Here is a 14,765-nt window from a genome sequence, read left to right as displayed (position 1 = left end):
GAGTTGGTGCGGCGGCCCGTGCCGAACTCGTGGCGCGGTCGGACGGGCTCATGGGGTGTCGGCCGCCCCGTGTTCACCGGGGGTTCGTGTGCTCGCCGCTGGGGCCTGTCAGCGTCCCGACCCTGAAGACTCGGGCGGAAGGACAGAACCGTGGAAAGCGGACCGGCGATCTTCGCGGGGGCGGTGTTCGCGCTGTTCGGAGGCGGACTGCTGGCCTGGACCGCGACCAGGCTGCGTCGCGGCGAGCCCGTCGCCGTCGGTGTGAACCGCGTCGCATCGGCGACGCTCGCGAGCGTCGCCGCAGTGGGGGCATTGGTGCTCGCGATCTGGTGCATCACGCGCGCGTGAAGGCGACGACTTGGGTAACTGGGAGGTCACACTCCGGATAGAGCCGAAACGGCTGGTCGACACTCCGGGCGGCAGGAATGGCGGTAGTCGGGTTACCGTTCGAGTGGCCGTTGCGGGCTTTTCCCGTTTGACACGGGGGCGGGATGTACCGTCACACTCCGCAGCGTCAGCACCATCCGACCCCCGGGAGCAAGGCCTGGGGAGATCCCCCGCGTCGACCGGAGAGAAGAGCGAAGTTGTCCCCGACCAGCGACACCGCACACGGCGGCCGCCGACTCGTCATCGTCGAGTCGCCTGCCAAGGCGAAGACGATCAAGGGCTATCTCGGCCCCGGCTATGTCGTCGAAGCGAGCGTCGGGCACATCCGTGACCTTCCCAACGGCGCTGCGGAAGTGCCCGAGGAGTACACCGGCGAGGTGCGCCGCCTCGGCGTGGACGTCGACAACGACTTCCAGCCGATCTACGTGGTCAACGCTGACAAGAAGGCCCAGGTCAAGAAGCTCAAGGACCTGCTGAAGGACTCCGACGAACTCTTCCTCGCCACCGATGAGGACCGCGAGGGCGAGGCCATCGCGTGGCACCTCCTTGAGGTCCTGAAGCCCAAGGTTCCCGTCCACCGGATGGTCTTCCACGAGATCACCAAGGACGCGATCCGCGCCGCGGTCGCCAACCCGCGCGAGCTCAATCAGCGCATGGTCGACGCCCAGGAGACCCGCCGCATCCTCGACCGTCTCTACGGCTACGAGGTCTCGCCGGTCCTGTGGAAGAAGGTCATGCCGCGTCTGTCGGCGGGCCGCGTGCAGTCCGTGGCGACCCGCCTCGTCGTCGAGCGGGAGCGCGAGCGCATCGCCTTCCGCTCCGCCGAGTACTGGGACCTGACGGGCACGTTCGGCACCGGCCGCACCGGGGACGCGTCCGACCCCTCGCAGCTGGTCGCCCGTCTCTCGGCCGTCGACGGCAAGCGCGTCGCCCAGGGCCGCGACTTCGACTCGCTCGGCCAGATCAAGGGCGCCAACACGCTCCACCTGGACGAGACGAACGCCCGCGCGCTCGCCGCCGCCCTGGAGAACACGGACTTCGCGGTCCGCTCGGTCGAGTCCAAGCCGTACCGCCGCTCGCCCTACGCCCCGTTCCGTACGACGACGCTGCAGCAGGAGGCCTCGCGCAAGCTCGGCTTCGGCGCGAAGGCCACCATGCAGGTGGCGCAGAAGCTGTACGAGAACGGCTTCATCACCTACATGCGTACGGACTCCACGACCCTGTCGGACACAGCGATCTCCGCCGCTCGTACGCAGGTCACGCAGCTCTACGGTGCCAACTACCTGCCGGACAAGCCGCGGACGTACGCCGGGAAGGTCAAGAACGCGCAGGAGGCGCACGAGGCGATTCGCCCCTCGGGTGATCGTTTCCGCACCCCGGCCGAGACGGGCCTGACGGGCGACCAGTTCAGGCTGTACGAGCTGATCTGGAAGCGGACCGTCGCCTCCCAGATGAAGGACGCGGTCGGTAACTCCGTCACCGTCAAGATCGCGGGCACGTCCGCCGACGGCCGCGACGCCGAGTTCAGCGCGTCCGGCAAGACGATCACCTTCCACGGCTTCCTGAAGGCGTACGTCGAGGGCGCGGACGACCCGAACGCCGAACTGGACGACCGCGAGAGCCGACTGCCGCAGGTGGCCGAGGGCGACCCGCTGTCCGCCGAGGAGATCACGGTCGACGGGCACGCGACCAAGCCCCCGGCCCGCTACACCGAGGCCAGCCTGGTCAAGGAGCTCGAAGAGCGCGAGATCGGCCGCCCGTCGACGTACGCGTCGATCATCGGGACCATCCTCGACCGCGGCTACGTCTTCAAGAAGGGCACGGCCCTCGTGCCGTCCTTCCTGAGCTTCGCCGTGGTCAACCTGCTGGAGAAGCACTTCGGGCGGCTCGTCGACTACGACTTCACCGCCAAGATGGAGGACGACCTCGACCGCATCGCGCGGGGCGAGGCGCAGTCCATTCCGTGGCTGCGGCGGTTCTACTTCGGCGCGGGCGACGTAAGGGGTGCCGCGGACGCCGGGAACGGCGACGGCGACCACCTCGGCGGCCTCAAGGAACTCGTCACCGACCTGGGCGCCATCGACGCCCGCGAGGTGTCGTCCTTCCCGGTCGGCAACGACATCATGCTGCGCGTCGGGCGCTACGGCCCCTACGCCGAGCGCGGCGAGAAGGACTCCGAGAACCACCAGCGCGCGGACGTCCCCGAGGATCTGCCCCCGGACGAGCTGACGGTCGAGCTCGCCGAGGAGCTGCTCGCCAAGCCGAGCGGCGACTTCGAACTCGGCGCCGACCCGGTGACGGGCCACCAGATCATCGCCCGCGACGGCCGCTACGGCCCGTACGTCACCGAGGTGCTCCCCGAGGGCACCCCGAAGACGGGCAAGAACGCCGTCAAGCCGCGTACGGCGTCGCTGTTCAAGTCGATGTCGCTCGACACGGTGACGCTGGACGACGCGCTGAAGCTGATGTCGCTGCCGCGTGTGGTGGGCAAGGACGCCGAGGGCGTGGAGATCACCGCGCAGAACGGGCGCTACGGGCCGTACCTGAAGAAGGGCACGGACTCGCGGTCCCTCACCGCCGAGGACCAGCTCTTCAACATCACCCTCGAAGAGGCGCTGGAGATCTACTCCCAGCCCAAGCAGCGCGGGCGGGCGGCCGCCAAGCCGCCGCTGAAGGAGCTGGGCGCGGACCCGGTCAGCGGGCAGCCCGTCGTCGTCAAGGACGGCCGTTTCGGGCCGTACGTGACCGATGGCGAGACCAACGCGACCCTGCGGTCCGACGACAGTGTCGAGGAGATCACCCCGGAGCGCGGGTTCGAGCTGCTCGCCGAGAAGCGCGCCAAGTCGCCGGCCAAGAAGACCGCGAAGAAGGCTCCCGCCAAGAAAACGGCCACCAAGAAGGCCCCTGCCAAGAAAACCGCTGCCAAGAAGACGACGACTTCGAAGACGGCTGCCAAGAAGGCACCGGCCAAGAAGACCGCCGCCAAGAAGACGGCGACTTCGGAGGGATAGCAGGTGGCGGGAGCCTGGTGCCCTCCTGGCAACCGACCTTCGTGTGCCTGACGCGTGTGCGCCCCTACACCTTTCGGTGTGGGGGCGTGCGTATGTTCGGCCACCCCTTCGGGGAGTCAGTGGGTCCGGATAGGCTGTCAGGATGACGCGAGCCGAGCAGCCAACGGCCCACAATCCGGCCCCCGACGACGCCCTGGTCGCAGATTCCCGCGAGCGCGCCGTGCGCGCTCTGCTGCGCCAGCCACAGCTGAAACGGCTGTGGAGCGCCCAGCTCGTGGGCGGTGTCGGTGACGCCCTGGCCCTGCTGGTCCTGGTCGTCCTGGCCCTGCAGGCGGCGATCTCCGAGGGTTCCTTCGGCGGTGGCTACCGCGGAGTCGCCCTCGCGGTGGCGGCTGTATTCGGGGCACGGGTTCTCGCGACGCTGCTCTTCGGAGCCGTACTCCTGGGTCCGCTCACCTCGTTGACGTCCCAGGAGGGGCTGCTCGACCGGCGCTGGACCATGGTCGGGGCGGACGGTCTGCGGGCCGCGCTCCTGATCGTCGCGCCCCTGTGGATCGACTGGACGCCGGACGACGCGCTCGCCGCCATCCTCGTCGTCGCCTTCGTGACCGGTGTCGCCGAGCGATTCTGGACGGTGTGCCGGGAGAGCGCGGCGCCGGCGCTGCTGCCCGCGCCGCCACTGGAGGGCGCCACGGTGCGCCCGCTGCCGGACCACCTGGACGCGCTGCGGCGCCTGTCGCTGCGTACGGGATTCCTGGCGGTGCCGATCGCGGCCGCCACGCTCGTCCTCGTGTCCCTCGTCAACAACCTGCTGGGCACCGGGATCGACTGGTTCGGCCAGCACCAGGCGGCGCTGGCCTCGTACGTCGCCGCGGGGCTGTTCGCCGCCTCGCTGTCGGTGCTCACGTTCCTCGAACTGCCCGACGCACGCACCCCGCGCGCGCGGTCGCCGCTGGAGGGCCTGCGCCGCCCCAAGACGGGCGCGGTCGTCGACACGGGCCGTACGGGCGCGATTCCGCTGCTGGTCCTGGCCTGCGCCGCCGTCGCCGCGGCAATCTCGGCCGCCGTCGCCGTCTCCGTGCTGCACGCCAAGGACCTGGGCGGCGGACCGGTGACGTACGGGCTGCTGGTGCTGGCGCTGACCGGCGGTGTCGTCATCGGCATCCGGGCGGCCTCTTCCGTGTTGCCGACGCTGTCGCGGCGGAGGCTGCTCGCGCTGGCGATCGCCTTCACCGGCGTCGCGCTGCTGGCCGCCGGGCTGGTCCCGGATGTCACCAGCGTGCTGCTGATCGTCGGCCTCGCGGGCATCGGCGCGGGCGTCGCGGCCAACACCGGGCACGCGCTGCTCGACCAGGAGTCCGAGGACTACCGGCGGGCACGGGCGACCGAACACCTGCACGCTGTCGTACGTCTGTTCGTGGCGCTCGGCGCGTTGGTGGCACCCCTGGTGGCCGCCGCGATCGGTCCGCACCGCCTGGAGAGCGGCAAGTTCGTGTTCGCGCACGGGGGCGCCGCTTTCACGCTGATGCTGGTCGGCGCGCTGCTGCTGCCGGTCGCCGCCCTGGTGCTCTCCAAGGCCGACGACCGCTCCGGGGTGCCGTTGCGGCACGATCTGCGGGACGCGCTGCGGGGCGGCGACGATCCGGTGCAGGCACCGGCCCTCTCCGGGTTCTTCATCGCCCTGGAGGGCGGTGACGGGGCCGGGAAGTCGACCCAGGCGGAGGCGCTCGCCGAGTGGATCCGCGCCAAGGGCCACGAGGTCGTGGTGACCCGGGAGCCGGGCGCCACGCCGGTGGGCAAGCGGCTGCGGTCGATCCTGCTGGATGTGTCGTCGGCCGGTCTTTCGAACCGGGCGGAGGCACTGCTGTACGCCGCCGACCGCGCGGAACACGTCGATACGGTGGTGCGACCCGCGTTGGAGCGGGGCGCCGTCGTCATCTCGGACCGGTACATCGACTCCTCGGTGGCGTACCAGGGAGCGGGCCGTGATCTGTCGCCGACCGAGATCGCGCGGATCTCACGGTGGGCCACGGACGGGCTGGTACCGCATCTGACGGTGCTGCTGGATGTCTCTCCGGATGCGGCGCGTGAGCGGTTCACGGAGGCGCCGGACCGACTGGAGTCGGAGCCGGCCGAGTTCCACGCGCGCGTGCGCTCCGGTTTCCTGACGCTGGCCGCCGCCGACCCGGGGCGGTACCTCGTCGTCGACGCCGCGCAGGAGCCGGAGGCGGTCACCACCGTCGTCCGGCACCGGCTCGACACGCTGCTGCCCCTCTCCGAAGCCGAGGTGAAGGCCCAGGAAGAGGCCCGCAAGGCGGCCGAGGAAGAGGCCCGGCGGAAGGCCGAGGAGGAGGCCGCACGCAAGGCCGAGGAGGAGCGCCAGGAGCGCGAGCGCCAGGAGCAGCTCGCCCGGTTGCGCGCGGAGGAAGAGGAGCGCAAGCAGCGGGAGCTGGAGGAGGCTCAGCGGCGCGAGGCCGAGCGCCAGGCGGAGGAGGCCCGGCAGCGTGCCGAGGAGGCCCGCCGCCGGGCCGAGGAGGAGCGGGCCCGCAAGCTCGCGGAGGAGCAGGCACGGGCCGTCGAGCAGGAGCGTCTGCGCAAGCTGGCCGCCGAGGAGGCGCGACTGCGCGCCGAGGCGGAGGAGCGCCGCCTGGAGAAGCAGCGGAAGGCCGAGGAGGCGTTGCTGCGGGCGGAGGAGGCTCGGAGGGGGGCTGCGGAGGCGGCTGCTTCGGCGGCGGCAGCGGCTGCGGCTTCGGCAGCAGCTGAGGCTGAGGCTGTGGCTGTGGCTTCTCGTGCGGCTGAGGACTCCCGGCCCGCTGATGGTTCCGGGTCGGCTTCTGCTCCGTCATCGTCTGCCTCGTCATCGCCTTCTGCCGACAATGAGACGACCGTGGCTACGCCGGTCGTGGCGCCGTCGGGTGGATCGGCTGGGGCCGTGGACGACACGGCGGTGCTGCGGCCTGTGCGGGCTGATGAGGGTCGTCCGGGTGGTGCGCGGTCCGGCTCCGGGGCGGGTGGCCGTTCCGGGGCCCGGTCCGACGCCGAGGAGACGGCCAAGTTGCCGAAGCCGCCCGTTCCTGAAAGGGATGCGGAGAAGACGGCTGTGCTGCGTCCGGTCGCTCCGGGTGCGGCGGATGAGACCGCTGTGCTGCCTCCGGTTCGGGACGCGGGTGCGGCGGATGAGACGGCTGTGTTGCCTCCGGTCACTTCAGGTGGGGCTGACGAGACGGCTGTGCTGCCTCCGGTTCGGGACGCGGGTGCGGCGGATGAGACGGCTGTGTTGCCCCCGGTTCGGGATGCGGGTGCGGGCGGCAGTTCCACGGGTGATCCTGGGGATCGGGTGCCCCCGGGCTACTTCCGTGACGAGCGCCAGGCGCAGCCGTCCGACGATTCCACGGACCGTACGCGCGAACTGCCCCAGGTCGACGCCGAGGGCACCCCGCGTCGACGCCCTCGCCCCGACTGGGCGGAGGAGACGCCGCTCGACGATCTCCCGACGCTTGCGGACGAACTGCTGGGCCCGCGTGACCATGAGGACGACGACTGGGACGAGGAGCGGGGCAAGGGCGGCCGCCGCCGCTGAAATCCGGCGGTCGCCGCCGCTCGTCCTCGGCCCGGGGACGCGTTGTCAGTGGCGACCCGCACAATGGACGCGGTAGGGCGAAGTACGACGGAAGGGCGGTGCCCCATGCCCGTGTGGGACGACCTGGTGGGCCAGGAGAAGGTGAGCGAGCAGCTCGCCGCCGCTGCCCGCGACGCCGACACCCTCGTCACGGCGATCGCCTCGGGCACCCCGCCGCCCGAGGCGTCCAAGATGACGCACGCCTGGCTGTTCACGGGCCCGCCCGGCTCGGGCCGCTCCACGGCGGCGCGGGCGTTCGCGGCCGCGCTCCAGTGCGTGAGCCCCGACCGCGCACTGGGCGGAATCCCCGGCTGCGGCTTCTGCGACGGCTGCCACACCAGCCTGATCGGCACCCACGCCGACGTGCAGATCGTCCGCACCGACATGCTCTCCATCGGCGTGAAGGAGACCCGCGACCTGGTCCGGCGCGCCCAGTTGTCCCCGGCGACCGGCCGCTGGCAGGTCATCGTCCTGGAGGATGCCGACCGCCTCACGGAGGGCGCGGGCAACGTCCTGCTGAAGGCCGTGGAGGAACCCGCCCCTCGTACGGTCTGGCTCCTTTGCGCCCCCTCCATCGAGGACGTCCTGCCCACCATCCGCTCCCGCTGCCGCCTCCTCATCCTGCGCACCCCGCCCGTGGACGCGGTCGCCGACATCCTTGTACGCCGTGACGGCATCGAGCCCGGCGTGGCGGCGGTGGCCGCCCGCGCGACGCAGGGCCACATCGGGCGGGCCCGTCGCCTCGCCACGGATCCTCGCGCCCGCGAACGGCGGGCCGCCGTCCTCAAGCTCCCGCTCCGGATCGACGACATCGGCGGCTGCCTCAAGGCGGCCCAGGAGCTGATCGACACGGCGTCCGAGGACGCCAAGCAGCTCGCCGAGGAAGTCGACGTCAAGGAGACCGAGGAGATGAAGACGGCCCTCGGCGCGGTCCAGGGCGGCCGCATGCCCCGCGGTACCGCGGGTGTCATGAAGGAGCTGGAGGACAACCAGAAGCGCCGAAGAACGCGGACGCAGCGCGACGCACTGGACCTGGCCCTGATCGACCTCACCGGGTTCTACCGCGACGTCCTCGCCCTCCAGTTCGGCTCCCGTTTGGCCCTCGCCAACACGGAGGCCGAGGACACCCTGGAGCGGCTGGCCCGCGGCAGCTCACCGGAGGCGACCCTGCGCCGCATCGACGCGATCGCCGGCTGCCGCGACGCCCTCGACCGCAATGTGGCCCCGCTGCTCGCGGTGGAGGCGATGACGATGGCGTTGCGGGCGGGCTGACGGCGTCCGGGCTTTCAGGGCTCCAGGTCATCGTTCCTCCGCGCGCTACCGCTGAGGTCGGCGAGGTCCGGGTAGCCGGTGATGCCCGCCTGGCCTGCGTGACTGGTTGACCGCGTCACTCGTACGAGGCGCATCAGCAACTGATGGTGATCAATTGATCGCGCAAGGTTACGCTCGCGAGATGTACATCAGGCGCACTCCTCGGCCGGCCCGGTCCGGCCGGTCGATCAGTTCCCCTACGACGTCCGGCACGCCGTCCCGGACCCTCCGCGTGAGCGGCGTGCTGCTGGCCGCCACCGCGCTGCTCGTCTCGGCCTGTTCCTCGGGGAGTTCGACCACGGCGTCGACAGCGGACGCGGTGCTGGACGCGCTGCCCAGTTCCACGCCGTCGACGCTGGCGCCGTACTACGGGCAGAAGCTGACGTGGCGTACCTGCGGTGTGCCCGGATTCGAGTGCGCCACGATGAAGGCGCCCCTCGACTACGCCAAGCCGGCTTCGGGCGACATCAGGCTGGCTGTCTCCCGGAAGAAGGCCACGGGCCCGGGGAAGCGTCTCGGTTCGCTGCTGGTCAACCCGGGCGGGCCGGGCGGCTCGGCGGTCGGCTATCTCCAGGCGTACGCCGGTATCGGCTACCCGGCGGAGGTCCGCGCCCGCTACGACATGGTCGCCGTCGACCCGCGAGGCGTGGCCCGGAGCGAGCCGGTGGAGTGTCTCACCGGCCGTGAGATGGACACGTACACGCAAACGGACAGCACACCCGACGACGAGAAGGAGACGGACCAACTGGTCGACGCCTACAAGCAGTTCGCCGAGGGGTGCGGGCAGCGCTCGGCCGATCTGCTGAGGCATGTCTCCACGGTGGAGACGGCTCGCGACATGGACATGCTGCGGGCCGTGCTGGGCGACAAGAAGCTGACGTACGTCGGGGCGTCGTACGGAACGTTCCTCGGGGCGACGTATGCCGGGCTCTTTCCCGACCGGGTGGGCCGGCTGGTCCTGGACGGCGCGATGGATCCGTCGCTCAGCGCCCGCAAGCTGACCGAGGGGCAGACGGCGGGGTTCGAGACGGCTTTTCAGTCGTTCGCGAAGGACTGCGTACGTCAGAGCGACTGCCCGCTGGGCGGTGTGGGTACCAGCGCGGACCAGGTCGGCAAGAACCTCAAGGCCTTCTTCCAGCAGCTCGACGCGAACCCGATCCCGGCGGGTGACGCGGACGGCCGCGAGCTCGGCGAGGCGCTCGCGACGACGGGTGTGATCGCGGCGATGTACGACGAGTCGGCCTGGCCGCAGCTGCGCGAGGCTCTCACCTCGGCGATGAAGGAGAAGGACGGCGCGGGTCTGCTCTCCCTCTCCGACAGCTACTACGAGCGCGACGCCGACGGCAGGTACACGAACCTGATGTACTCCAACGCTGCCGTGAACTGCCTCGATCTCCCTTCCGCCTTCTCCCGCCCCGACCAGGTGGAGAAGGCTCTCCCCTCCTTCGAGGAGGCGTCCCCCGTCTTCGGGGAGGGTCTGGCCTGGGCCTCCCTGAACTGTGCGTACTGGCCGGTGAAACCGACCGGCGAACCCCACCGCATCGAGGCGAAGGGCGCCGCCCCGATCCTCGTGGTCGGCACCACCCGGGACCCCGCGACCCCGTACCCCTGGGCCCAGGGCCTCGCCTCCCAGCTCTCCTCCGCCACCCTCCTCACCTACGTCGGAGACGGCCACACCGCCTACGGCCGCGGCAGCGAATGCATCGACTCCACGATCGATCGTTACCTCCTCCAGGGCACCCCCTCTGCCAAGGGAAAGCGCTGCTCGTAGCCCTGCCGCACGCCCTGGGGGCGACCTCCTGGGACGTGTTCTGAGCACCCTCGGAAACTGTGTAGACTTACCGGCGTTGCTGATCGCACCATGGTGTGAACGGCGCGCCGCCTTAGCTCAGATGGCCAGAGCAACGCACTCGTAATGCGTAGGTCTCGGGTTCGAATCCCGAAGGCGGCTCTGTAGAAGCCCCAGGATTCTCACTCGCCGTGACCTGGGGCTTTTGCTTGTTCATTGCGCACCGTGCGGCCGGTGAGCGGGGGCGCTGCTGTCCGCCCGATTGGGGTTCGATGCCGGGCTCGATCATCAGCGTGCCCGCGGTGTGCCGGCCGTCGTGCATCGCGCGCGTCCCGTAGTCCGGCCGCCGCGAGGATGTCCTTGTACTCGTCCCGGTCCTGCCGGGGATCGATGGGTCGCCCGTTCTGCCGGCAGAACACCAGGCCGTTCTCCTCCCAGAGTTGGCCGGCCGCCAGGCGCTCGCCCAGCTGCTCCGACTCAGACAGGCAGACAGACAGGCAGACAGGCAGACGGCAGGGCGGGGTCGGCGGGAAGGTTGGCCTCAGTCCGTTCTCTTTCCGATTGCCGTCAATTGCTCATCCATGGGACATTGAATTCTCACAGGATGGCAGCTTCGCTCTATGCTTCCACGCAATGTCGGTGAGCGGTGCCTGTGTATTCTCTTTGAGGGTTGAGCCGTTGGAGCGCCGCCTTGCCAACCCACTCCGCTTGGTCCGTCCTCGAACCGCCGGATCATGTGTGACCTGGTCATATGCGATGAGCTTCGCACGTATCGTCGCTTCCGATTCGGGAATATCCGTAATGGCGTATTCGGGGAATTAATTTACCCGGAAATTTCTCTTGCCCTCGGCATCCGCTCGGGGTACTTTAACGCCGCACCAAGTGGATGACGTGCTCATGGTGAATGAAAAGGACCCCTCCGATACGGCAGGTGTTTCTCTTTTCTTCGCACGGAATCCATTGATCTTGACGCAAGGTATCCCGGGCGAGGGGCCTTGCTCACCCCGCTGATGTTGAGGAGCCCGGTGTGCGTTACAAGCTGTCATCGACGGTGAACCCCGAGCAGGATCCAGGGGAAGCCGCGCCCCGCCCCGAGCGCCGGGGACGGTCGCTCCGCCGGTCCGCGATCGCGACCGTCATGGGCGCCGCCGCCCTGGTCCTGGTCGTACCGGGCACCGCGAGTGCTAACGTCCTCACGGCTCTGCCGCAGAACGCCGACGGTCTGGAGCAGACGTTCGCCCCGGCCTACGACTTCGACGCCGACGGCTGCTACTCCACCGCTGCCATCGGCGCCGACGGCAGCATCAACACGGGCCTGTCGCTCGGCGGGGCCGTGAACGGCAACTGCCACGACATGGCCCAGCTCAACAACGACAACACGTACTCCCGCGAGAAGTGCAACAACGGTTGGTGCGCGGTCATGTACGCCAGCTACTTCGAGAAGGACCAGGACGTCGACGTGCTGCCCATCGGGCACACCCATGACTGGGAGCACGTCGTGGTCTGGACCTACAACAACGCTGTCCAATACGTGGCGGTGTCGCAGCACGACACCTACCAACTCCTCCCCGCTTCCTCGATCCTCTTCGACGGAACGCACCCGAAGATCGTCTACCACAAGGACTCGATCGGGTCCCACGACTTCCGCTTCGCCAACACCGGTGACGAGCCGCCGGAGAACGCCACCGGCGGCTGGTTCTACCCGCGGTTGGTCGGCTGGAACGGCTACCCGGCCGGCTACCGCGACAAGCTGATCAGCGCCAACTTCGGTGACGCCACGCTGAAGATCGACGACGGCGACTTCCAGTACAACCTCTCCCTGACCGAGCCCGCCGGCATCCCGTTCGACCCCAACGCGTAGCCGGAGCAAGCGCTCCGAACTTCCCCGATACTTCCCCGATCATTCCCTCGACCCGCCCCCCGTGGGACCCGTCCGAACGACGGACACTGTTGGTGGATCCGCGAGGGCCTTCGTGACTACGGCCGCACGGCCCCGTTGGGGTTGTGCAGGCCGTCGTCGTGTTTCTGGGCGTGCTTGGCCCGGTGTTCGCTACGGTGCTGCGGTCGGCCAGGGACGCAAGGGTCACCGTCCGCTCCTCGGGACGGCGCGGACACACCCTGGTGGTCCGGGGCCGCGGCCGCTCGCGTCACCCGATTTCGATCGCTGTCCTTGGCTGCTACAGCCCGGTGAACGGTCCCGGCTGATCTGCCGCGGGCGCCTCGACAGCCTGCCGGACGGCCTCCGGCGTACGGGAGTTCATCTCCCGTCGTCCACGAGTGGCGACGGGAGATGTATGCGTCACCCGGCGGCACACGGCTGGCGGCGTGTTCGATGTTCAGGGGGAATGACCGCGGCCGTGGGGCGGCCGGCGCGCAGTCGCATCCGCCGGTCGGGAACTGTCTTCGATCACAGCCAGGTGGTGGCCGGCCAGATGATCACGGTCGCGGTTGCGAGGAGCCCGACGTTGAGTGTGATCTGACGGTCCTCGCCGGTCAGGTGGACGGAGATCGCACCGATCTGCAGGAGCACGAACCCGATGGCCGCGGCCAGTGCGAGCCAGGGTGCGATGCCGGACAGGGGTGGCAGGATCAGCCCGGTCGCGCCGAGTATCTCGATCGTCCCCAGCGCCCTGACGGCGGGCAGGGGTACGCGATCGACCCAGGCCATCATCGGGCGGAGTTGATCTCGGCCACGGACGACCTTCAACGCGCCCGCGTAGAGGTAGAAGAGGGCGAGCAGTCCGGCGACGATCCAATACGCGATGTTCATGAGTCCCGTTCACGGTCACCGCTTGCAGGTGACCTGTCGATTCCCGGGGCAACCCCTGGAGAAGGCCCGAGCCAGTGTCTGAACGACCCGGAAGTTGAAAGGTGGGAGCGCCCCGGCCGCGCTGGTCAGATGGAGGACAGCCGGGCGGTGGCATCCCGTCGGCTTCAGGTGAAGTCGGCGGCGGGTTCGGTCGCGTAGCGGCTCATCGCGTGGGCGCCGGCCTGTGGCGTCAGTGGCCGGCCGCCGTCCATCACGGCTTGGAGGTCCCGGAAGTACTGCACGTACAGGTCGGGGGTGAAGGTGCTGAGCATGACGGCGGGTTGGTCGGTGACGTTGGCGAAGGTGTGTGGGGCACCGGGCGGGACCATCACGAGCGCGCCCGCTGTGACGTCGTAGCCCTTGTGCCCGACGGTGAACCGGACCGTGCCGGAGACGACGTAGAAGCCCTCGTCGTGCTGGGCGTGACGGTGCTGCGGCGGTCCGGGGGTGTGCGGGGCGAGGACGGACTCGGTGATCGCGAGGCGGTGCCCGGTGTGGCTGCCGTCTTCGAGGACGCGCATCCGCGTGGTGCCCATGACGATCGTCTCGCCGTCGTCGGGACCGACCACCGATACGGCGGGGTCGGCCTGCGATGCGCTGCTGTTCGCTTCTTCGGTCATGCTCCGAGTGCACCGCCAGGGCCCCGCGACTGTCCAAGACCCCTTCCGCGACGCCGATACCTTTTACGTATCGTTGCAGCGTGGAGCTACGTACCCTGCGCTACTTCGTGATGGTCGCCGAGGAACTCCACTTCGGCCGGGCCGCCACTCGACTGCACATGAGCCAGCCGCCGTTGAGTCGGGCGATCAAGCAGCTGGAGACCGAGCTCGGTGCCCTGCTGTTCGCCCGCTCGTCTGTCGGCGTCACGCTCACCTCGGTGGGCGCAGTGCTGCTCGATGAGGCGCGGGCCTTGCTCGACCAGGCCGACCGCCTCCGCGTACGCGTGAGCGCGGCGGCCGGCGTCGCGACCCTCACCGTCGGCATCCTGGGCGACAGCACTGACCCGGGAGCGACCAGGCTGGCCGCTGCTTACCGCCGAAGCCACCCCGGCATCGACATCCGCATCCGCGACACCGACCTGACCGACCCGACCTGCGGGCTGCGCGCCGGACTGGTGGACGTCGCCCTGACTCGGGCGCCGTTCGACGAGACCGCCCTGACGGTGCGTGAGCTGCGTACCGATCCGGTGGGCGTGGTTCTGCGCGCGGACGATGCGCTGGCCAGCCGCGGGCGGCTGCAACTGGCCGACCTGGGCGACCGCCGTTGGTTCCAGTTTCCGCGGGGAACCGACCCGATCTGGCAGTCGTACTGGAACGGCGGCGAGCCACGCGAGGGCCCGGTGGTGCGCGTCGTCCAGGAATGCCTGCAGGCCGTGCTGTGGAACGGCACGGTCGGCGTGGCCCCGCTCGGGCACGACCTGCCCGCAGAGCTGACCGTGGTGCCGCTGATCGACATGGCGCCAAGCCGAGTGGTGGCGGTGTGGAACGAGGGTGACACCAACCCGTTGATCCGGTCGTTCATCGAGATCGCGACAGCCGCGTACCGTCACTGAGTACCGGGCAAACGGTGCTGCCGCAGCTCGTGAACGTCTCGAACGCGGCGGCCGACGGCTTCCGCGACGCCGTTGGTGTGGCACTCGCACGCGCCCAGGCCGCCGGGGGCCGCCCGCCCGGACATCACCTTCGACGAGGTGTCCCTGCTGCTGCGGGCACTTGCCCACATGGCGACGCCTGACGAGGGTGAGGTTTTCGACCGGGCCGTGGGAGTTGCTTGCCGCCCGTGTTGAGGGTGCGGGGCTTTCGGGTCTCCGGGGACGCCGGACACCAGGCGGTGAAAGTC

The 14,765-nt window shown here is 69.8% G+C and carries 9 protein-coding genes and 1 tRNA gene; 8 read left to right on the top strand and 2 right to left on the bottom strand.

Features of this window, described 5'->3' with window-relative positions:
- The first annotated feature begins 150 nt into the window (after nt 1-150).
- The 7 genes from AB0N66_RS06795 (at nt 151) to AB0N66_RS06765 (ending at nt 11,978) form a co-directional block, all read left to right on the top strand.
- Nucleotides 151-348, top strand: a complete 198-nt coding sequence (locus AB0N66_RS06795; RefSeq protein WP_365429723.1) for a hypothetical protein — start codon at nt 151-153, stop codon at nt 346-348.
- Nucleotides 349-584: 236 nt separating this feature from the next.
- Nucleotides 585-3,398 carry a type I DNA topoisomerase gene (gene topA, locus AB0N66_RS06790; RefSeq protein ID WP_365429721.1) on the top strand — a complete coding sequence of 938 codons (2,814 nt, stop codon included), beginning with the start codon at nt 585-587 and terminating at the stop codon, nt 3,396-3,398.
- Nucleotides 3,399-3,540: 142 nt separating this feature from the next.
- Nucleotides 3,541-6,978, top strand: coding sequence for a dTMP kinase (tmk, locus tag AB0N66_RS06785; protein WP_365429719.1), 3,438 nt, complete (start codon nt 3,541-3,543; stop codon nt 6,976-6,978).
- Nucleotides 6,979-7,083: 105 nt separating this feature from the next.
- The gene (locus AB0N66_RS06780) at nt 7,084-8,289 is read left to right on the top strand and encodes a DNA polymerase III subunit delta' (protein WP_365429717.1); all 1,206 of its coding nucleotides are present in this window, start codon (nt 7,084-7,086) and stop codon (nt 8,287-8,289) included.
- A gap of 181 nt (nt 8,290-8,470) precedes the next feature.
- Nucleotides 8,471-10,099: an alpha/beta hydrolase gene (locus AB0N66_RS06775; protein ID WP_365429715.1), complete on the top strand. Its 1,629-nt coding sequence runs from the start codon at nt 8,471-8,473 to the stop codon at nt 10,097-10,099.
- 106 nt (nt 10,100-10,205) lie between these two features.
- A tRNA-Thr gene (locus tag AB0N66_RS06770) sits at nt 10,206-10,279 on the top strand.
- 976 nt (nt 10,280-11,255) lie between these two features.
- Nucleotides 11,256-11,978, top strand: coding sequence for an NPP1 family protein (locus tag AB0N66_RS06765; protein WP_365430228.1), 723 nt, complete (start codon nt 11,256-11,258; stop codon nt 11,976-11,978).
- 546 nt (nt 11,979-12,524) lie between these two features.
- Here the strand turns inward: AB0N66_RS06765 and AB0N66_RS06760 are convergent.
- Both AB0N66_RS06760 and AB0N66_RS06755 read right to left on the bottom strand, forming a co-directional pair.
- Nucleotides 12,525-12,887 carry a DoxX family protein gene (locus AB0N66_RS06760; RefSeq protein WP_365429713.1) on the bottom strand — a complete coding sequence of 121 codons (363 nt, stop codon included), beginning with the start codon at nt 12,885-12,887 and terminating at the stop codon, nt 12,525-12,527.
- Between the two features lie 164 nt (nt 12,888-13,051).
- Nucleotides 13,052-13,546 carry a cupin domain-containing protein gene (locus AB0N66_RS06755; RefSeq protein WP_365429711.1) on the bottom strand — a complete coding sequence of 165 codons (495 nt, stop codon included), beginning with the start codon at nt 13,544-13,546 and terminating at the stop codon, nt 13,052-13,054.
- Nucleotides 13,547-13,641: 95 nt separating this feature from the next.
- On the opposite strand from AB0N66_RS06755, the gene AB0N66_RS06750 reads away from it, so the two are divergent.
- On the top strand, nt 13,642-14,478 hold the full coding sequence (locus AB0N66_RS06750) for a LysR substrate-binding domain-containing protein (RefSeq protein WP_365430226.1): 837 nt from the start codon (nt 13,642-13,644) through the stop codon (nt 14,476-14,478).
- Nucleotides 14,479-14,765 lie beyond the last annotated feature (287 nt).

This window comes from Streptomyces sp. NPDC093544 (assembly GCF_040683495.1).
Classification (GTDB): domain Bacteria; phylum Actinomycetota; class Actinomycetes; order Streptomycetales; family Streptomycetaceae; genus Streptomyces.
Note: the sequence above shows the minus strand (reverse complement) of the source record. Positions and strands in the feature narration are given on the sequence as shown.